18 protein-coding genes are annotated in these 19,263 nt (G+C 70.3%); 3 read left to right on the top strand and 15 right to left on the bottom strand.

Annotation, left to right across the window (positions count from 1 at the left end; all coding sequences use genetic code 11):
• Positions 1-2: 2 nt before the first annotated feature.
• The 9 genes from atpA to prmC all read right to left on the bottom strand — a co-directional run bounded on the left by atpA (position 3) and on the right by prmC (position 7,635).
• Positions 3-1,634 (bottom strand): F0F1 ATP synthase subunit alpha, encoded by a 1,632-nt coding sequence (atpA, locus tag IFU40_RS10025; RefSeq protein WP_055834859.1) that lies wholly within the window; start codon positions 1,632-1,634, stop codon positions 3-5.
• A 61-nt stretch (positions 1,635-1,695) separates the two neighbouring features.
• Positions 1,696-2,487, bottom strand: a complete 792-nt coding sequence (locus IFU40_RS10030; protein WP_055834856.1) for a F0F1 ATP synthase subunit delta — start codon at positions 2,485-2,487, stop codon at positions 1,696-1,698.
• Positions 2,487-3,041 (bottom strand): F0F1 ATP synthase subunit B, encoded by a 555-nt coding sequence (locus IFU40_RS10035; protein ID WP_070408289.1) that lies wholly within the window; start codon positions 3,039-3,041, stop codon positions 2,487-2,489. Before IFU40_RS10035 ends, IFU40_RS10030 begins: the two co-directional genes overlap by 1 nt.
• Before the next feature lie 29 nt (positions 3,042-3,070).
• Positions 3,071-3,310: a F0F1 ATP synthase subunit C gene (atpE, locus tag IFU40_RS16815; protein ID WP_055834851.1), complete on the bottom strand. Its 240-nt coding sequence runs from the start codon at positions 3,308-3,310 to the stop codon at positions 3,071-3,073.
• A gap of 43 nt (positions 3,311-3,353) precedes the next feature.
• A complete protein-coding gene (gene atpB / locus IFU40_RS10045) occupies positions 3,354-4,160 on the bottom strand; it encodes a F0F1 ATP synthase subunit A (protein ID WP_194716997.1) in 807 nt (268 codons plus the stop codon).
• 153 nt (positions 4,161-4,313) lie between these two features.
• Positions 4,314-4,775 carry a hypothetical protein gene (locus IFU40_RS10050; RefSeq protein ID WP_055834849.1) on the bottom strand — a complete coding sequence of 154 codons (462 nt, stop codon included), beginning with the start codon at positions 4,773-4,775 and terminating at the stop codon, positions 4,314-4,316.
• Entirely contained in the window at positions 4,772-5,926 is a 1,155-nt protein-coding gene (locus IFU40_RS10055) for an MraY family glycosyltransferase (protein WP_055834846.1), read from the bottom strand. The genes IFU40_RS10050 and IFU40_RS10055 overlap by 4 nt, the downstream gene beginning before the upstream one ends.
• Positions 5,923-6,708, bottom strand: a complete 786-nt coding sequence (locus tag IFU40_RS10060) for an L-threonylcarbamoyladenylate synthase (protein ID WP_191915291.1) — start codon at positions 6,706-6,708, stop codon at positions 5,923-5,925. The genes IFU40_RS10055 and IFU40_RS10060 overlap by 4 nt, the downstream gene beginning before the upstream one ends.
• Before the next feature lie 39 nt (positions 6,709-6,747).
• Positions 6,748-7,635, bottom strand: coding sequence for a peptide chain release factor N(5)-glutamine methyltransferase (gene prmC, locus IFU40_RS10065; protein WP_191926227.1), 888 nt, complete (start codon positions 7,633-7,635; stop codon positions 6,748-6,750).
• Positions 7,636-7,733: 98 nt separating this feature from the next.
• Here prmC and cysK point away from each other — a divergent pair, with 98 nt between their 5' ends.
• From cysK to IFU40_RS10080, 3 genes are read left to right on the top strand one after another with little or no spacing between them, the layout of a single operon-like run.
• On the top strand, positions 7,734-8,672 hold the full coding sequence (gene cysK / locus IFU40_RS10070; RefSeq protein WP_191926228.1) for a cysteine synthase A: 939 nt from the start codon (positions 7,734-7,736) through the stop codon (positions 8,670-8,672).
• A gap of 1 nt (position 8,673) precedes the next feature.
• The gene (gene epsC / locus IFU40_RS10075) at positions 8,674-9,243 is read left to right on the top strand and encodes a serine O-acetyltransferase EpsC (protein ID WP_191915289.1); all 570 of its coding nucleotides are present in this window, start codon (positions 8,674-8,676) and stop codon (positions 9,241-9,243) included.
• A gap of 16 nt (positions 9,244-9,259) precedes the next feature.
• The gene (locus IFU40_RS10080) at positions 9,260-10,663 is read left to right on the top strand and encodes an amidase (protein WP_191926229.1); all 1,404 of its coding nucleotides are present in this window, start codon (positions 9,260-9,262) and stop codon (positions 10,661-10,663) included.
• Between the two features lie 120 nt (positions 10,664-10,783).
• Here IFU40_RS10080 and prfA read toward each other — a convergent pair whose 3' ends face one another.
• From prfA to lysA, 6 genes are all read right to left on the bottom strand, one after another.
• Positions 10,784-11,860: a peptide chain release factor 1 gene (prfA, locus tag IFU40_RS10085; RefSeq protein WP_191915381.1), complete on the bottom strand. Its 1,077-nt coding sequence runs from the start codon at positions 11,858-11,860 to the stop codon at positions 10,784-10,786.
• Between the two features lie 32 nt (positions 11,861-11,892).
• The gene (gene rho / locus IFU40_RS10090; RefSeq protein ID WP_191926230.1) at positions 11,893-14,202 is read right to left on the bottom strand and encodes a transcription termination factor Rho; all 2,310 of its coding nucleotides are present in this window, start codon (positions 14,200-14,202) and stop codon (positions 11,893-11,895) included.
• Positions 14,203-14,355: 153 nt separating this feature from the next.
• Positions 14,356-15,288: a homoserine kinase gene (gene thrB / locus IFU40_RS10095; RefSeq protein WP_191915286.1), complete on the bottom strand. Its 933-nt coding sequence runs from the start codon at positions 15,286-15,288 to the stop codon at positions 14,356-14,358.
• Positions 15,285-16,367, bottom strand: a complete 1,083-nt coding sequence (gene thrC, locus IFU40_RS10100) for a threonine synthase (RefSeq protein ID WP_055834824.1) — start codon at positions 16,365-16,367, stop codon at positions 15,285-15,287. The genes thrB and thrC overlap by 4 nt, the downstream gene beginning before the upstream one ends.
• Before the next feature lie 2 nt (positions 16,368-16,369).
• Entirely contained in the window at positions 16,370-17,695 is a 1,326-nt protein-coding gene (locus IFU40_RS10105) for a homoserine dehydrogenase (RefSeq protein WP_055834822.1), read from the bottom strand.
• The gene (gene lysA / locus IFU40_RS10110) at positions 17,692-19,122 is read right to left on the bottom strand and encodes a diaminopimelate decarboxylase (RefSeq protein WP_191926231.1); all 1,431 of its coding nucleotides are present in this window, start codon (positions 19,120-19,122) and stop codon (positions 17,692-17,694) included. Before lysA ends, IFU40_RS10105 begins: the two co-directional genes overlap by 4 nt.
• Positions 19,123-19,263: the final 141 nt, after the last annotated feature.

A 19,263-nucleotide genomic window follows, 5' to 3' on the forward strand; every position in this document is an offset into this window, starting at 1 on the left:
CTTTAGCGACGGCCCTTGACGATCCGCTCCTGGTTGACGTCTTCGGCCTCGGCGGCCTCGACCTTCTCGGTGCCGACCAGAGCCTGGTCGTCGCCCGCCTGGAACTCGAGGATGAACTGGTCGACCTTCTGCGTGAGCTCGGCGACGGTGTCGTCACCCAGCACGTTGGTCTCGCGCAGCGTGTCGAGCACGGTCGAGTTGCGACGCAGGTAATCGAGCAGCTCGCGCTCGAAACGCAGCACGTCGGAGACCTCGATCGTGTCGAGCTTGCCGTTCGTTCCGGCCCAGATCGAGACGACCTGCTCCTCGACGGGGTACGGCGAGTACTGCGGCTGCTTGAGCAGCTCGGTCAGGCGCGCACCGCGGGCGAGCTGACGACGCGACGCCGCGTCGAGGTCGCTGGCGAACATCGCGAACGCCTCGAGCGAGCGGTACTGAGCGAGCTCGAGCTTCAGCGTTCCCGAGACCTTCTTGATCGACTTCACCTGGGCGTCACCACCGACGCGCGAGACCGAGATACCCACGTCGACCGCGGGACGCTGGTTGGCGTTGAACAGGTCGGACTGCAGGAAGATCTGGCCGTCGGTGATCGAGATCACGTTGGTCGGGATGTACGCCGACACGTCGTTGGCCTTGGTCTCGATGATGGGCAGACCCGTCATCGAACCGGCGCCGAGCTCGTCGGACAGCTTCGCGCAACGCTCGAGCAGACGCGAGTGCAGGTAGAAGACGTCGCCGGGGTACGCCTCGCGGCCCGGCGGGCGGCGCAGCAGCAGCGATACGGCGCGGTAGGCCTCGGCCTGCTTCGACAGGTCGTCGAAGATGATCAGGACGTGCTTGCCCTCGTACATCCAGTGCTGGCCGATGGCCGAACCGGTGTAAGGAGCGAGGTACTTGAAGCCGGCGGGGTCCGACGCGGGGGCCGCGACGATGGTGGTGTACTCCATCGCGCCGGCTTCTTCGAGCGCGCCCTTCACCGAAGCGATGGTCGAGCCCTTCTGGCCGATGGCGACGTAGATGCAACGCACCTGCTTGTTGACGTCGCCGGACTCCCAGTTGGCCTTCTGGTTGATGATCGTGTCGATCGCGATGGCCGTCTTACCGGTCTGGCGGTCGCCGATGATCAGCTGACGCTGGCCACGGCCGACGGGGATCATGGCGTCGATGGCCTTGATACCGGTCTGCAGGGGCTCGTGCACGCTCTTGCGCTGCATGACGCCCGGAGCCTGGAGCTCGAGGGCACGACGGCCGGAGGTCGCGACCTCGCCGAGGCCGTCGATCGGATTGCCGAGCGGGTCGACCACGCGGCCGAGGTAGCCCTCGCCGACGCCGACCGAGAGCACCTCGCCGGTGCGGGTGACCGGCTGGCCCTCTTCGACGCCGGAGAACTCGCCGAGCACGACGACACCGATCTGGTTCTCGTCGAGGTTCTGCGCCAGGCCGAGCGTGCCGTCCGCGAAGCGCACGAGCTCGTTCGCCATGACACCGGGGAGGCCTTCGACGTGAGCGATGCCGTCACCGGCATCCACGACCGAACCGACCTCGTTCGCCGCGGCGCCAGTGGCCTCGTAGGCGTTGACGAAGTCCTTCAGCGCGTCACGGATGACGTCGGGGCTGATAGAGAGGTCTGCCATTGTCTTCCTTCGTTCGTGGGGCCATCGGCCCCCAGATCTCCGCCCGTTCAGGCGGGAAGTCTTAGCCTGCGATCCGCTGCCGCAGGTCGGCGAGACGCGCCGAGACGCTCGCGTCGATGACGTCGTCGGCGATCTGCACGCGCAGTCCACCCACCACCGTCGGGTCGATGACCGTGTTGAGGGTCACGACGGCGCCGTACCGGGCGCCGAGGGCGTTCTGCAGACGGGTCGCCTGCGCCTCGCTGAGCGGGGCGACGGCGTGCACCGTGGCCACGACGCGACCGCGCTGCTCGGCGACGAGTCGCTCGGCCCACCGCAGGAGCGAACGCACGCGACGCTCACGGGGCTGCTGCACGAGCGACGAGGCGACCAACACCGTGGCGGCGCTGACGCGACCCTCGAGAAGCGACGCGACGAGCGCGCCCTTCGCAGCGGGCTCGCCCACACGGCTGCCGAGCGCGAGCTCGAGTTCGCCGTTGGCGGCGACGGTGCGCGAGAACTGGAACAGCTCCCCCTCGACGTCGCTCTGCGTGTCGGCCACGGCGGCGGCACGGATCGCGAGCTCTTCGAGCCCGTCGATCAGGTCGCTGACGCTCGACCAGCGCTGCTCGACGACGGAGCGCAGCAGCGCCACCGTCGTCGGAGCGAACGACGGGCCGAAGACGGCCGTGACCACGTCGGCCCGCGCCGAGGCGGGCGCCGACGAGTCGGCCAGCGCGCCGCTCAGGTGCGACGACGAGTCCACGGTGCGTGCCGCGGCGAAGAGCTCGCGGGTGACGTCGAGGTCGACACCGCTCGCGGCGCCGAGGGCGCCGGCGACGGTTGCCCGCGCCTGAGTGGTCGCGCTGCCCATTACTTGGCCGCCTTCTCGGATGCCTCGAGGTCGGCCAGGAAGCGGTCGACCACGGCCTGCGCCTTGGCGTCGTCGGAGAGGGACTCCCCGATGACGTTGCCGGCGAGGTCGACGGCGAGCGTGCCCACCTCGGCGCGCAGCGACACCAGAGCGGTCTGACGCTCGGCCTCGATCTGCGTGTGCGCCGCGGCGGTCAGACGAGCCGCTTCGAGAGACGCGGTGTCCTTGGCCTCGTTGACGATCTTGCGACCGTCTTCACGAGCGGACTCGCGGATCTCGCCGGCCTCTTTACGAGCGGCGGCGAGCTGCGCGGTGTACTCCTCGAGAGCGGCCTCGGCCTTGCGCTGAGCCTCGTCGGCCTTCGCGATGTTGCCCTCGATGGCCGTGCTGCGCTGGTCCAGCACCGCGCCGACGCGCGGAAGCGCGATGCGCCACACGACGAAGGCGATGATGATGAAGCAGACGAGCGACCAAACGATGTCGTAGACAGCGGGCAGCAGCGGGTTACCGCTGGAGCCTTCCTCGGCTGCGACCGTGACAAGAGCCTGAAGCATCCTGTCTCCTTACTCGGGGATCGGGTGGATCAGAGCGCGCCGAAGATGAAGGGCGTGGCGATGCCGATCAGCGCGAGGATCTCGATGAAGGCGACACCGATGAACATGGTGGTCTGCAGGCGGCCGGCGAGCTCGGGCTGACGGGCGGTCGACTCGATGGTCTTGCCGATCATGATGCCGAGACCGATGGCCGGGCCGATGGCAGCGAGACCGTAGCCCACGGTCGCGATGTTGCCCGTGACCTGAGCGAGAATCGTCGTTGCGTCCACTGAGGGTTTCCTTTCGTAGGGCGAACAGCCGGGCGGCTGGTCGTCAGTGCTCTTCCGCCACCGCGAGCTGGATGTAGACCGCGGTGAGGATCGTGAAGACATAGGCCTGCAGCAGCGCCACGAACACCTCGAAGAGGGTGAACGCGAACCCGAGGGCCAGCGTTCCCGCAGCGAGAGGCGTGAGCAGGTTGAAGCTGAAGAAGAAGAACTGGGTGGCCGAGAAGAACAGGACGAGCATGAGGTGCCCGACGATCATGTTCAGCAGCAGTCGGAGGAAGAGCGACACGGGCCGCGCGATGAAGACCGAGATCAGCTCGACGATCGCGATGATCGGCACGAGGTAGACCGGCACACCGCTCGGCACGAGCGAGTTCTTCAGGAAGTGACCCACACCGTGGCGCCGGATGCCCGCGTAGACGAAGGCGACGTACGCCGTCAATGCGAACACGAGGGGCGCACCGGCCACCGACGTTCCCGGGATGTTCAGGAACGGGATGACACCGGTGAGGTTGAGCGCGAGGATCGTGAAGAACATCGCGGTCAGCAGCGGAAGGAAGCGCTTGCCGTCCTTCTCGCCGAGGACCTGGAAGGCGATCTGCTCGCGGATGAATCCGAAGCCGAGCTCCATCACGCTCTGGAAGCGACCGGGCACGACGGTCATGCGGCGCGTGCCGACGACGATGATGAGAACCATCACCGCGGTGGCGAGCAGCTGCACGACGGTGATGCGCGTGACCGCGAACGGCGTCCCGGCGAACAGCAGTTCGGGCGGGAAGAAGTCCGAGATGGACGGGGGGTGGAATGTGTTCGCGTCAGCAACGATGTGCGCGATCGTATTCGCCTGAGTCAACGGGGTGGCTCCAGCTTCTCGAGCCGCAACGAAGCGGTTCGGGGAGGGTGGGAAACGTCTCTCCCCGGGGCCTCGGCGTTACCGCCGCACACCGGCCGAGGTGCGTATGAACACAGTATCAAAGATCGGTGGATTTGCGGCATCCGAGTGTGGTCAGACCTCATTGGGATCGCTGTGCGTCGGCAGGACGGTCTCGGAGACCGCGGGAAGACGCATGCGCGAGATGACCACGAGGTCCACGACGAGCGAGCTGACGGCCGTGGCCAGCAGCGCGAAGAAGAACACCGGCGCCACCACCCACTCCAGGCGCAGCAGCACCAGGAAGGCCACGATGACGAGCACGAACTTCAGCAGCCACCCGCCCAGCACGACGCCGAAGAAGATCTGCAGCCACGACGGGTGGCCGTAGAAGCGGTTGGCGACCAGGATGCTCACGGCCGTCAGCGCCGGGAAGATGGCGCCCACCGCGGCTCCCACTCCCCCGCTGAGCGCTCCGTCACCCCCGGCGACGAGAGCGCCGACCCCGACGGCGACGACGAGCACGACCACCGCGACCACCGCCGACCAGATCAGGGCGGCGCGCAGAACGGGGGTGCTGGAGAGCGGGGCGGTCATGACGGTTCCTCACGGACGGGGCGACGCGCGAAGCGCCGGGACGGAAGCAGAGTGAGCACCACGCAGGCGGCGACGCCGACGATGCCGAAGACGATGCCGAAGGCGTAGTCGCCGGGCCAGCTCTGCTGGGTGCCGATGTACATGAGCAGGAACGCCAGGCTCACCACGGCGGTCCAGCTGTAGAAGATGAGCACGGCATCGCGATCGGTGTGACCCATGTCGAGCATGCGATGGTGCAGGTGTTTGCGGTCGGGCGAGAACGGCGAGCGTCCAGCCCACTGGCGCCGCGCGACGGCGAGCCCGAAGTCGAGCAGGGGAAGCAGCACGATCACGACCGGCAGCAGGATGGGGATGAACGCACCCAGCAGCTGCGATCGCCCGATCTTCTCGGGGTCGAGCACGGCGGGGTCGAGCTGCCCGGTGATCGCGATGGCCGAGCTCGCCATGAGCAGACCGAGCATGAGCGCCCCGGCGTCGCCCATGAAGAGCTTGGCGGGCGTCCAGTTCATCGGGAGGAACCCGAGACAGGCCCCCACCAGCACCGCCGCGATGAACGACGCCAGGTTGAAGTAGGTGCTGGCGCCGGTGTCGCGCACGAGCAGGTACGAGTACGCGAAGAAGACCCCGTTGGCGATGAGGCAGACCCCCGCGACCAGACCGTTGAGCCCGTCGATGAAGTTCACGGCGTTCATGACGACGACGAGGGCGAAGACGGTGAGCAGGAAACTCACCCAGCTTGACCCGACCGTGAGGGCGCCGATCGGCAGCGAGAGGATCTGCAACTGGCCGAACCAGGCGATGATCCCGGCGGCGATGAACTGCGCGCCGAGCTTGATCATCCAGTCGAGGTCCCACAGGTCGTCGGCGACACCGACGAGGACGATCAGCAGCACCGCACCCAGCAGCGAGAGCACCGGAACCGGGTCGGTCCAGAAGATCGAGAAGTAGGGGTTGCGGCTCGACAGTGCGAAGGCGGCCACGACGCCGAGGAACATCGCCACCCCGCCCAGGCGCGGAGTCGGCGTCTTGTGCACGTCGCGATCGCGGATCCCGGGGTACAGCTTGAACCGCAGGGCGAGCTTCCACACCACCCACGACAGCGCCAGCGTCACCGCTGCCGTGAAGAGGATGGTGAGAAGGTACTGGGTCACGGACCCGGCGCCTCGGAATCCGGGGTCTCGTGAGCGTCGGCCCGCGGCGCGGGGTCGGACGACGAGGGGGTGTCGAGCGACACGGGAGCGGACGGGGTCACGTCGCGGTCGTCGACCGGGTCGGGCTCGAGCAGGTCTCCGAGCACTTCGCGTAGGCGCTCGCGCGAGATCGCCCCTTCGCGCAGCACGCGCACCCGGGGCTCCGCTCCCCCGACCAGGGTGGTCGCGTCGACGATGGTCGAGGCGATGCCGGTCTCGCTCACCCCGGCGTCGAGGTAGGCCGCGACGCTGTCGCCGAGCATGTCGCGCGCGGAGTCGATGTTCACCGCGGCGGGCATGCCGGTGCGGTTGGCGCTCGAGACGGCGAGGGGACCGGTCTCTTCGAGCAGTTCGAGGGTGAGCTTGTGGGCCGGCATGCGCACGGCGACGGTGCCGTGGGTGTCGCCGAGATCCCACGAGAGCGAGGGCTGCGCGGGCAGCACGATGGTCAGACCCCCGGGCCAGAACTCGCGCACGAGGTCGTCGACCGCGGGCGGGATCTCGGCGACGAGGGCGCGGAGCGTCCCGACGCCGGCGACGAGCACGGGCGGCGGCTGCTGGCGGCCGCGGCCCTTCGCCTCGAGGAGTCCCGCGACGGCGCGCGCATTGAACGCGTCGGCGGCGATTCCGTAGACGGTGTCGGTGGGGAGCACGACGAGTTCGCCTCGGCCGATCGCCTGACGCGCGTGGCGCATTCCGGGAAGCAGCTGCGACTCGTCACGGCAGTCGTAGACGGGTGACATAACGCGCGCCAGTCTAGTCGCGCGCGCGGCCGATCATGGTCAGGGGCGTACGGCCGTCGTCGCGCGGTCCCGGGCGGTGAGGTCGGGGTGCGTCGCCGCCGCGCGCCAGCCGTCGGCGGTGAGGATGTCGCGGATGGCCGCTCCCTGCCACTCGCCGTGCTCGATGACGATCGAGCCGCCGGGATGGGCGAGACGCATACCCACGCGGCTCAGCTGCCGCACGGCATCCAATCCGTCGGGTCCGCCGTAGAGCGCCGCCGGCGGATCGAACAACCGCACCTCCGGGTCGCGGGGAATCGCGTCGTCGGGCACGTAGGGCGGGTTGGATGCCACGACCGACACCGTGCCGTCGAGCTCGGGGAACGCGTCGGCGAGGTCGATGAAGGCGAGCGTGACGTTGCGCGCGCCGATGCGGGCGACGTTCTGCTTCGTCCAGATGTAGGCGTCGACCGAGTTCTCGGCCGCGAAGACCCGCGCGTGCGACACCTCGGTGGCCATCGCGAGCGCGATCGCGCCGCTGCCGGTGCCGAGGTCGACGGCGATCGGACTCTCGGATGCCACGGAGCGCAACGCATCGATCGCCAGTTGCGCCACCATCTCGGTCTCGGGTCGCGGCACGAAGACGCCCGGCCCGACCGCCAGTTCCAGGGAGCGGAAGGGCGCGAGACCGGTCAGGTGCTGCAGCGGTTCGCGCGCGCAGCGTCGGTCGACGAGCGGCGCCAGGGCCGCGACGGCGGGGGGTGGCATCCGATCGCCCCGGATGGCGGCGGCCTGCACTCCCCCGCGAGAGGAGTCGAGCACGTGCGCGACGAGCAGCTCGGCGTCGACCTGCGGGTCGGGGACTCCGGCTGCACCGAAGCGCCGGGCGGTGTCGCGGACGAGGTCGGCGACCGACGACGGGGCGGGGGCGGGGACGGTCTCTGGCATGACGGGAGCCCAGCCTAGTCGCGCGGCGTCATACGGCCGGAGATGTCGGTGGCCTCGCCTAAAATGAGGGGGTTCTGATCGACGGCGAAAGGCAAGCCATGCCCGGCATCCACTCCGACATCACCTCTGCGTTCGGCGACACGCCACTCGTACGACTGAACCGCGTGGCGGAGGGTACCGACGCGCAGATCCTCGCCAAGCTCGAGTTCTACAACCCGGCCTCCAGCGTGAAGGACCGCCTGGGCATCGCCATCGTCGACGCGGCCGAAGCCTCGGGCGAGCTGAAGCCGGGCGGCACGATCGTCGAGTCCACCAGCGGGAACACCGGCATCGCCCTCGCGATGGTGGGCGCCGCCCGCGGGTACAAGGTCGTCCTGACGATGCCGGCGTCGATGTCGAAAGAGCGTCGCATCCTGCTCAAGGCCTTCGGCGCCGACCTCGTGCTGACCGACCCCACCAAGGGCATGTCGCACGCCGTCGACGAGGCCAAGCGCATCGTGGCCGAGACTCCGGGAGCCGTCTGGGCCCGCCAGTTCGAGAACGAGGCGAACCCGGCGATCCACCGCAAGACGACGGCCGAAGAGATCCTGCGCGACACCGACGGCAAGGTCGACTACTTCGTGGCCGGCATCGGCACGGGCGGCACGATCACGGGCGTCGGCCAGGTGCTCAAAGAGCGCGTGCCCGGCGTGCAGATCGTCGCCGTCGAGCCGGCCGACTCCCCCGTCCTCACCAAGGGCCACCCCGGCCCCCACAAGATCCAGGGCATCGGTCCCAACTTCGTGCCCGCGATCCTCGACCGCGACATCATCGACGAGGTCATCGACGTCGAGTTCGACGACGCGATCCGTCTGGCCCGCGAGACCGCGGCCAAAGACGGCATCCTGGTCGGCATGTCGTCGGGTGCCGCCATCTGGGCGGCTCTCGAGGTGGCCCGCCGCCCCGAAGCCGCCGGCAAGAACATCGTCGTGATCATCCCCTCGTACGGCGAGCGGTACCTCTCGACGGCCCTGTACGAGCACCTGCGCGAAGACTGACGTGGGGGCCATCTCCCGCATCCGCGAAGACGTCGCCGCCGCCAAACTCCGTGATCCGGCAGCCCGGAGCGGGCTCGAGATCGCCCTGCTGTACCCGGGCCTGCACGCGGTGTGGATGCACCGCGTCTCGCACCGCCTGTGGCGACAGGGCCTGCGCTTCCCGGCGCGGGCCCTGTCGCAGGTGACGCGGTGGCTCACCGGGATCGAGATCCACCCGGGCGCCACGATCGGCCGACGCTTCTTCATCGACCACGGCATGGGTGTCGTCGTCGGCGAGACGGCCGAGGTCGGCGACGACGTCATGCTGTATCACGGGGTCACGCTCGGCGGTCGTCAGCGCGAGGGGGGCAAGCGGCATCCCACCCTGCACGACGGCGTCGCCGTCGGAGCCGGAGCGAAGGTCCTCGGCCCGATCACCCTGGGTGCGCGCAGCGTCGTCGGGGCCAACGCCGTCGTGACGCGCGACGCCCCCGCCGACAGCGTGCTGGTCGGTGTTCCCGCCACGGCGCGCTCGCGACGGGGCGGCGAAGACACGCGCGCCCTGCTGACCGCGCCCGAGTACTCGATCTGACGCGGTGCCTCCACTCATGACGCGGCTGCACGATCTCTCCCTCGCCGCGCAGGTCGCAGCGCTGCGCGCGGGCGATCTCTCGCCCACCGACCTCGCTGCCCACTACCTCGCCCGCATCCGGCGGTTCGCGGATCTGGGGGCGTTCGCCGAGGTGACCCCGGATGCCGCGCTCCGCCGAGCCGGAGAGGTCACGGCCTCCCCCACCCGGGGTCCGCTGTGGGGAATCCCCCTCGCCGACAAGGACCTCGTCGCCCGCGCCGGGGTGCCGACGCGGTACGGCTCGCGCTCCCGCGCCCATCTCGTCCCCTCGACGTCCGATCCGCTGGCCGAGGCGCTCGACGCCGCGGGCGCGGTGAACCTCGGCAAGACGAGCACGTCCGAGTTCGGCCTCACCGGCTTCACCGAACCCCTCATCCACGCGCCGGCCCGCGATCCCTGGCGCCTCTCGGCGGGCGCGGGCGGTTCGAGCGGCGGGGCCGCCGTCGCGGTCGCCGCGGGGCTGCTGCCCGCCGCGGTGGGGTCCGACGGCGGCGGATCGATCCGTATCCCGTCGGCGACGACGGGCGTCGTCGGGCTCAAGCCCTCGCGCGGACGGCTGCCGATCGGCTCGGGCTTCGATTCCCCCGACGGGCTGTCGGTCACCGGCCCGATCGCGCGGAGCGTCGAAGACGCGGCACTGCTGCTGGACGCCCTGGTGGGACTCGGTCCGTTCACCTACGCCACGGCCGCCCCCGGCACGGGTCCGTTCGTCGACGCCGCACGTCGCGATCCGGGCACATTTCGCATTGGCGTCACCACGGTCTCGCCGTGGGACGACGACGAGAACATCACCCTCGATCCCGCTGCGCGCTCCGCCTACGACACGGCCGCCGCGTGGCTCGCCGACGCCGGGCACGACGTCGAGGGCGGCGACTGGCATCCGTTCGGCTACGCGTCGCTCTTCCACGTGCTGTGGCGCGCGAGCGCCGCGCGCATCCCCCTCAGCGACGACGACATGACACTGGTCGAGCCGCTGACGGCCTGGCTCGTGCGCGAGGGGCGCCGACTGTCGTCGCTCGACCTGCTGGGAGGTCTCGCCTCGGCGCGCGCCTTCGAACGGCGCACGATCGCCGACTTCGCCGCGTTCGACGCGGTGCTCACCCCCGCGTTGGCGCAGGCTCCCCAGCCCGTGGGCTCCTACGCGGGGCACGATCCCGAACGCACTTTCGCGATGCAGGTCGAGTACGCGCCGTACTCGAGCTTCGTCAACGTCGCAGGGCTCCCAGCCCTGACGCTGCCGGTGACGACGGACGCCGCCGGGCACCCCGTCTCGGTGCAACTCGTCGGTCGCCCCGGCGGCGAAGCCGCGCTGCTGTCGCTCGCCGCTCAGCTCGAGGGCCGCCGCGGAGCGCTCCCCCACCCGCCGGTGTGGGAGGCCTGAGCGTCTCGGGGCCCGCGGGCGAGCCGGACTCCTGAGACTCTCGTCTCGCACCAGCGCCCGGCGGGAGCGGAGTCGCCAGATCGCCGATTCGTCAGGAGTTCGGGCCGCGACGCGGTGGCGTCACTCGCCGGCCAGCGCCGTCAGACGCGCCTCTTCGTCGGCCGTGATGGCCGACTCGATGATCGGGCCGAGGGCACCGTCCATCACCTGGTCGAGGTTGTAGGCCTTGTACCCGGTGCGGTGGTCGGCGATGCGGTTCTCGGGGAAGTTGTAGGTGCGGATGCGCTCGGAGCGGTCCATGCCGCGGATCTGCGACTTGCGCGCGTCGGCGGCGACCGCGTCGCGCTCCTCCTGCTGCTTGGCGAGCAGGCGGGCGCGCAGGACGCGCATGCCGGCCTCACGGTTCTGCAGCTGCGACTTCTCGTTCTGCATCGACACGACGATCCCCGTCGGCACATGCGTGATGCGCACGGCCGAATCGGTCGTGTTGACCGACTGGCCGCCCGGTCCCGACGAGCGGAACACGTCGATCTTCAGATCGTTGGGGTCGATGCCGACCTCTTCGGGCTCGTCGACCTCGGGGAACACCAGCACGCCGGTCGTCGAGGTGTGGATACGCCCCTGCGACTCGGTCGCCGGCACCCGCTGCACGCGGTGCACGCCGCCCTCATACTTCAGGTGCGCCCACACACCCTGCGCGGGATCGCTCGACGACCCCTTGATCGCGACCTGCACGTCCTTGTAGCCGCCGAGGTCGGACTCGGTGCGCTCGAGCATCTCGGTCTTCCACCCCATCGATGCCGCGTACTGCAGGTACATGCGCAGCAGGTCGGCGGCGAACAGGGCGCTCTCGGCCCCGCCCTCGCCGCCCTTGATCTCCATGATCACGTCGCGGGCGTCGTCGGGATCGCGCGGGATGAGGAGGCGCCGAAGACGCTCCTGCGTCTCGACGACGCGCTCCTCCAGTGCCGGCACCTCGTCGGCGAACGCCTGGTCCTCACGCGCGAGTTCCCGGGCGGCTTCCAGATCATCGGATGCCGTGACCCAGGACTCGTACGCGTGCACGATGCGGCTGAGCTCGGCGTAACGCCGGTTGACCCGTTTCGCGCGCACCGCGTCGGCGTGCACGGCCGGGTCGGAGAGCTCCTCCTGAACGGCTTTGTGCTCGTCGAGCAGGCTGCGCACCGACTCGAACATCGCGGGTACCGACATCGCGACTCCCGGTCGGATCAGCGGATGCTGTTGTCGTCACCGCCGCGCGCGGGCGCGGGGATCGACTTCTGCATCTGCACGAGGAACTCGACGTTCGACTGGGTCTCTTTGAGCTTGCCGAGCACGACCTCGAGGGCCTGCTGGGGCTCGAGACCGGCCAGCGCGCGGCGGAGCTTCCAGGTGATCTTGACCTCGTCGTTCGACAGGAGCATCTCTTCGCGACGCGTGCTCGACGCGTTGACGTCGACCGCCGGGAAGATGCGCTTGTCGGCGAGCTGACGGTTCAGGCGCAGCTCGCTGTTGCCGGTGCCCTTGAACTCCTCGAAGATCACGTCATCCATCTTGGAGCCGGTCTCGACGAGCGCGGTGGCGAGGATCGTGAGCGATCCGCCGTTCTCGATGTTGCGCGCGGCACCGAAGAAGCGCTTCGGCGGGTACAGCGCCGACGCGTCGACGCCACCGGAGAGCACGCGGCCCGAGGTGGGCGCGGCCAGGTTGTAGGCGCGGCCGAGACGGGTGATCGAGTCGAGCAGCACGACCACGTCGCGACCGAGCTCGACCAGACGCTTGGCGCGCTCGATGGCGAGTTCGGCGACCGTGGTGTGGTCTTCGGCCGGGCGGTCGAACGTCGAGGCGATGACCTCGCCGCGAACGGTCCGCTGCATGTCGGTGACCTCTTCAGGACGCTCGTCGACGAGCACGACCATGAGGTGGACCTCGGGGTTGTTCGTGGCGATCGCGTTGGCGATCTGCTGCAGAACGATCGTCTTGCCGGCCTTGGGCGGCGCCACGATGAGACCGCGCTGGCCCTTGCCGACCGGGGCGACCAGGTCGATGATGCGCTGGGTGAGCTTCTCGGGGCCGGTCTCGAGGCGCAGGCGCTCCTGCGGGTAGAGCGGCGTGAGGTTGTTGAACTCGACGCGCGTCGCGGCGTCTTCGACCGAGAGGCCGTTGATGGAGTCGACCTGCACGAGCGCGTTGTACTTCTGGCGCCCCTGCTGCTCACCCTCGCGGGGCTGCTTGATCGCGCCGACGACGGCGTCGCCCTTGCGCAGGTTGTACTTCTTCACCTGGCCGAGCGAGACGTAGACGTCGCTCGGGCCCGAGAGGTAGCCGGTCGTGCGCACGAAGGCGTAGTTGTCGAGCACGTCGAGCACACCGGCGATCGGGACGAGCACGTCGTCCTCGCCGATCTCGGTCTCGAACTCGTCGCCAGTGGTGTTCTGGCCGCGGCGCTTGTTGCGCTGACGGTTGCGGTTGCTCGTGCCGTCCTGCTGCTGCTGGGCCTGCTGGCCGTTCTGACGGTTGCCGTCACGCTGCGCGGCGTCACGCTGGTTGCCGTCACGCTGGTTCGAGTCACGCTGGTTGTCGCGCTGCCCCGCCTCGCGCTGGTTGTCACGCTGGTTCGAGTCGCGCTGGTTGTCGCGCTGACCACCGTCACGCTGGTTGTCGCGCTGGCCACCCTGCTGCGGGGCCTCGGCCTCGTCGGCGGGGGCGGCCGCGGTCTGCGCCTCGGGCTTGTCCGCGGCGTCGGGCTTGTTGCGGTTGCGGTTGCGCGACCGGCTGCGGCCACGGCCGCGGGCGGGGGTCTCGTCGGCCTGGTCTGCGCCGTCGGCGTCGGAGGCGGACGCGTCAGCGGCCTCGTCGGCGGCCGGGGCGTCGACGGCGGGTGCATCGGCGACGGGCGCGTCAGCGGTCGGGGCGTCGGCCTCGACGGTCGAGGTCGCCTCGGCGGCGGCCACCTCGTCGGCGACATCGGCCGCGGTGGTCACGGGAGTGGTCGCGGCGTCGTCCGAGACGGACTCGGCGGCGGGCGCCTCGGCGGCCGCAGCGTCGGCTGCGGCCTCGTCGGCGGCGGGGGCTTCGGTGGCTGCAGCGTCAGCCGCGGCCTTCTCTTCGGCCGCAGCGGCCTCGGCGGCAGCCTTTTCTTTGGCGGTGGCCGTCGTCGCGCGGCGAGGTGCGCGCTTGCGCGGTGCCCGGGCGGGTTTCTCGACCGGTGCGGGCTCCTCGGCCGGCGCTTCGGCGGCGGGCTTCGCGGCGGCGGGCTCCGCGGCGGCGGGCTCCGCGACGTCGGACGCGGCCTCGGCGGCCGGTGCATCCGAGGCGAGCGCCTCGTCGGTGAACAGCGCCTCGGGCTGCGCCGCGTCGGTCGCGGCGGCGGAGGCGGCGGCATCCGGAGCGTCGACGCCCTCGGCATCCGTCGTCTCGGCGACGGCCTCGGCCTGCGCGGTGTCGGTGCCCGGCGTCGCAGCCGTGGGCTGCTCTTCGGCGGGGGTCTCGGCGCCCTCGGGCGCGTCGATGGGCTGGGTCTCGGAGATGGACTCCACGAGTGCTCCTCTGAAGTGCTACGTGATCAGATCGCGCTTCGCCGTGCAGAACGCAGACGAAGAGACACCAGCGGTTCGGGAGACTGCAGCCGATACCGGGTTCGCGATGTGTTGCGGATTTCGCAGGTGGTGCAGAGGCTCAGATTCGCGAAGTTACGCGGAACCCTCTGCGTTTTTCACTGTACCACCCTTGACGTCGACGGCGAGCATGAGCGCCTGCCACGGGGTGTCGACCACGGATGCCATAAGATCCGCCGCGGCGAGTCGCTGTCCGGGACCGTCGGCGAGCACGAGCACGCTGGGCCCCGCACCTGACACGACCGCCGCGTAGCCCTCTGCCCGCAACGCCCGCACGAGGCGGTCGGTTTCGGGCATGGCCTGCGCGCGGTAATTCTGGTGCAGCTTGTCTTCGGTGGCGGCCATGAGCAGCTCGGGGCTCTGCGTCATCGCGGCGATGAGCAGCGCCGAGCGAGAGACGTTGAACACGGCGTCCTCGCGGGGCACCTGCAGCGGCTGCAGACTGCGGGCGACCGCGGTCGACATGGTGAAGCTCGGCACGAACACCAGGGGCGACACTCCGCGGTGCACGATGAGCTGCTTGTGCTGCGGGCCTTCGGCGTCCATCCACGCGATGGTGAGCCCGCCGAACAGGCCCGGCGCGACGTTGTCGGGGTGCCCCTCGAGCTCGGTGGCCAGGCGCAGCAGGTCGACGTCGCTGAAGTCGGCCTCGCCCTCGAGCAGTCCCTTCGCGGCGAGGATGCCGGCGACCACGGCGGCCCCCGACGATCCCATGCCGCGCCCGTGCGGGATCACGTTGCGCGCCGTCAGCCGCAGCCCCGGCAGGGCGCGCCCGACGGAGGCGTAGGTGTGCGCCATGGCCCGCACGACGAGGTGCGAGGCGTCGCGCGGGACGTCGGCGACGCCCTCGCCCTCGACCTCGATCTCGAGGCGGTCGCCGTCGAGCTGTTCGACGACGAGCTCGTCGTACACGCTGAGCGCGAGGCCGAGCGTGTCGAAGCCGGGTCCGAGGTTCGCGCTGGTGGCGGGAACGCGGACCGCGACCCGACGGCCGGGGCCTGCAGTCACGCGCTCACCGGCCGCAGGTCCAGGACGGATGCCACCTCCGAGGTGGTGGCGTCGACGACGGTGGGCTGCACGTCGGTGCCGTCGGGCTGGCGGAGGGCCCACTGCGGGTCCTTGAGTCCGTGCCCGGTGACGGTGAGGACGACCTTGGCGCCGGCGGAGATGACCCCGGCCTCTGCCCGGTCGAGCAGTCCCGCGACGCTGATCGCCGAGGCGGGCTCGACGAAGATGCCGACCTCACCGGCGAGGATCTTCTGCGCTTCGAGGATGCGGGCATCGTCGATCGCGCCGAACCATCCGTCGGTGGCGTCGCGCGCTTCGAGGGCGAGATCCCACGAGGCGGGGTTGCCGATGCGGATGGCGCTGGCGATCGTCTCGGGGTTCTTCACGACCTCGCCGCGCACGAGCGGGGCGGAGCCGGCGGCCTGGAAGCCGAACATGCGGGGCACGGTCGTGGCGGCGCCGCGGGCGGCCTCTTCGCGGTAGCCGCGCGAGTAGGCGGTGTAGTTGCCCGCGTTGCCGACGGGGATGAAGTGGAAGTCGGGGGCGTCTCCCAGAACCTCGACGACTTCGTAGGCGGCGGTCTTCTGCCCCTCGATGCGGTCGGGGTTGACCGAGTTGACGAGGTGCACCGGGTAGTGGTCGGCGAGCTCGCGGGCGATCTCGAGGCAGTCGTCGAAGTTGCCGCGGATCTGGATGAGGCGGCCGTTGTGCGCGACGGCCTGGCTCAGCTTGCCCATGGCGATCTTGCCCTCGGGCACGAGCACCGCGGCGGTGATGCCGGCGTGCGCGGCGTAGGCCGCCGCCGACGCCGAGGTGTTGCCGGTCGAGGCGCAGATGACGGCCTTGGCGCCGTGCTCGACGGCGCGCGAGAGAGCGACCGTCATGCCGCGGTCCTTGAAGGAGCCGGTGGGGTTCATCCCCTCGAACTTCACCCAGACGTCGGCGCCGGTGCGGCGCGACAGCGACGGGGCGGGGAGGAGCGGCGTGCCGCCCTCGCCGAGGGTGACGACAGTGGAGGCGTCGGTGACGCCCAGACGGTCGGCGTATTCGCGGAGGACTCCGCGCCAGAGGTGTGCCATGTTCAGTTCCCTTCCACGCGCAGCACGGAGACCACGCGCTCGACGACGCCGCTCGCGGCGAGACGCTCGACGGTCTCGCTCAGGTCCTGCTCGCGGGCCTTGTGTGTTCCGATGACCAGACGGGCGGAGCCGCCGGTCTGAGTGTTCTCGTCGGCCTCGATGACGGTCTGCTCGACCGTCGCGATCGACACGCGACCCTCGCTCAGGATGCCGGCGACGGTGGCGAGAACGCCCGGTTTGTCGTCGACCTCGAGCGTGATCTGGTACCGCGTGATGACGTGACCGATGGGCACGGCGGGGAGGTTCGCGCGGGTCGATTCGCCCACGCCCACTCCCCCGGCGATGTGGCGGCGCGCGGCCGACACGACGTCGCCGAGCACGGCCGACGCGGTCTGCACGCCACCGGCGCCCGCGCCGTAGAACATGAGGTCGCCGGCGGCTTCGGCCTGCACGAAGACGGCGTTGTTCGCGCCGTGCACGCTCGCGAGGGGGTGGCTGCGGTCGACGAGCGCCGGGTACACGCGCACCGAGATCGACTCGGTGCCGCCCTCTTCGGCGGCGAGACGCTCGCACACGGCGAGCAGCTTGATGACGTAGCCGGCGTGACGCGCCGATTCGATCATCGCGGCGTCGACCGAGGTGATGCCTTCGCGGTACACGGCATCCAGCGGCACGGTGGTGTGGAAGGCGAGACTCGCGAGGATCGCGGCCTTCTGGGCTGCATCGTAGCCCTCGACATCGGCGGTGGGGTCGGCTTCGGCGTAGCCGAGGGCCTGCGCCTGGGCGAGCACGTCGGCGAAGTCGGCGCCCTCGGTGTCCATGCGGTCGAGGATGTAGTTCGTCGTTCCGTTGACGATGCCCATGATGCGCACGACGCGGTCGCCGGCGAGCGAGTCGCGCAGCGGTCGGATGATCGGGATCGCGCCGGCCGCGGCGGCTTCGTAGTACACCTCGGCGCCGACCTGGTCGGCGGCCTCGAACACCTCGGAGCCGTGGGTCGCGAGCAGCGCCTTGTTGGCGGTGACCACGTCGGCCCCCGAGGCGATCGCGTGCAGCACCTGGGTGCGGGCCGGCTCGATGCCGCCCATCAGCTCGATGACGATGTCGGAGCCGACGATGAGCGTCTCGGCATCGGTGGTGAAGAGTTCGCGGGGCAGGTCGGCCTCGCGCTTGGCGTCGAGGTTGCGCACGGCGATGCCGGCGAGTTCGAGCTTGGCGCCCGCGCGGTCGGCGAGCTCGTCGCCGTGCTTGAGCAGCAGGTCGGCGACCTGCGAGCCGACGGCGCCGGCGCCGAGGAGCGCCACGCGGAGCGTGCGGTAGTCGGTCATTCGGTGTCTCCGTGGGGTGTGTCGATCAGGGTGGATGCCGGAACGCCGACGTCGCGAGAGAGGAGGTCGTCGATGCTCTCGCCGCGCACGATCACGCGGGCGGCACCGTCGCGCACGGCGACGACGGGCGGACGCGGCGTGTAGTTGTAGTTGCTCGCGAGCGAGAAGCAGTAGGCGCCGGTCGCGGGCACGGCGAGCAGATCGCCCGGGGTGACGTCGCCCGGCAGGTATTCGGCATCCACGACGATGTCGCCCGACTCGCAGTGCCGCCCGACGACGCGTGACAGCACCGGGGTCTCGGCACTGCTGCGCGACACGATGCGGGCAGAGAAATCGGCGCCGTAGAGCGCCGGGCGGGCGTTGTCGCTCATGCCGCCGTCGACGCTGACGTAGGTGCGGTCGAGGTTCTCGCCCGCGGTGACGGTCTTCACGGTGCCGACCTCGTACAGGGTGACGCCGGCCTGACCGACGATGATGCGTCCGGGTTCGCACGCGACGTCGGGCATGGGGATGCCGCGCACCGCGCACTCGTCGGCGATGGCGTCGAGGATGCCGTCGGCAATCGCTTCGAGGGGCTTCGGGTCGTCGACCGAGGTGTACGAGATGCCGAAGCCGCCGCCGACGTTCAGCAGGGGGATCTCTCCCCCGGCGAGCAGGTCGGCGTGCAGGTCGACCAGGCGGGCGGCGGATTCGCGGAAGCCGGAGGAGTCGAAGATCTGCGAGCCGATGTGCGCGTGCAGGCCCACGAAGCGCAGGCTGGGAAGCTCGCGGATGCGGGCGACCGCGTCGGCCGCGCCCTCGAGCGAGAAGCCGAACTTCTGGTCTTCGTGCGCGGTGGCGAGGAAGGCATGGGTCTCAGCGTGCACGCCGGTGCGCACGCGCACGAGCACCGACTGCACCGCACCGCGACGGTCGGCGAGGGCAGCGAGACGCTCGATCTCGATGGGGCTGTCGACGACGACCGAGCCGACACCGACCTCGACCGCGCGCTCGAGTTCACCCACGCTTTTGTTGTTGCCGTGGAACCCCAGTCGCGCGGGATCGGCGCCGCCGGCCAGGGCCACCTCGAGCTCACCGCGCGTGCAGACGTCGACGGCGAGTCCCTCGTCGACCACCCAGCGCACGACCTCGGTCGACAGGAACGCCTTGCCCGCGTAGTAGACGCGAGCCCGGATGCCATGACGAGCCGCCGCGGCCTCGAACGCGTCGCGTGCGCGTCGCGCGTGGGCACGCACCTCGTTCTCGTCGAGGACGTAGAGCGGGGTGCCGAAGCGGTCACGGAGGTCGAAGACCGAGACGCCGCCGATCTCGACGGAACCGTCGTCGACGCGGCGAGCGGACGACGGCCAGACGGGGGCAACGAGTTCATTCGCTTCGGCCGGGGCGGTGAGCCACTCGGGCACGAGCGCGGAGTGCGAGGCGGACACAGGAGAACCAATCGGGTTTTGCGGCGACGCGACGGCCGCGGATCACGGCTCCCACCCGCGCGGAGAGTCACGCGGCGGGTAGTCCCTGCAGTCTAGGGCACCGGGGTACGAACCCTCGCGCGATGCGCCGCCATGCACGCC

Source organism: Microbacterium sp. CFBP 13617 (assembly GCF_014839445.1).
Classification (GTDB): domain Bacteria; phylum Actinomycetota; class Actinomycetes; order Actinomycetales; family Microbacteriaceae; genus Microbacterium.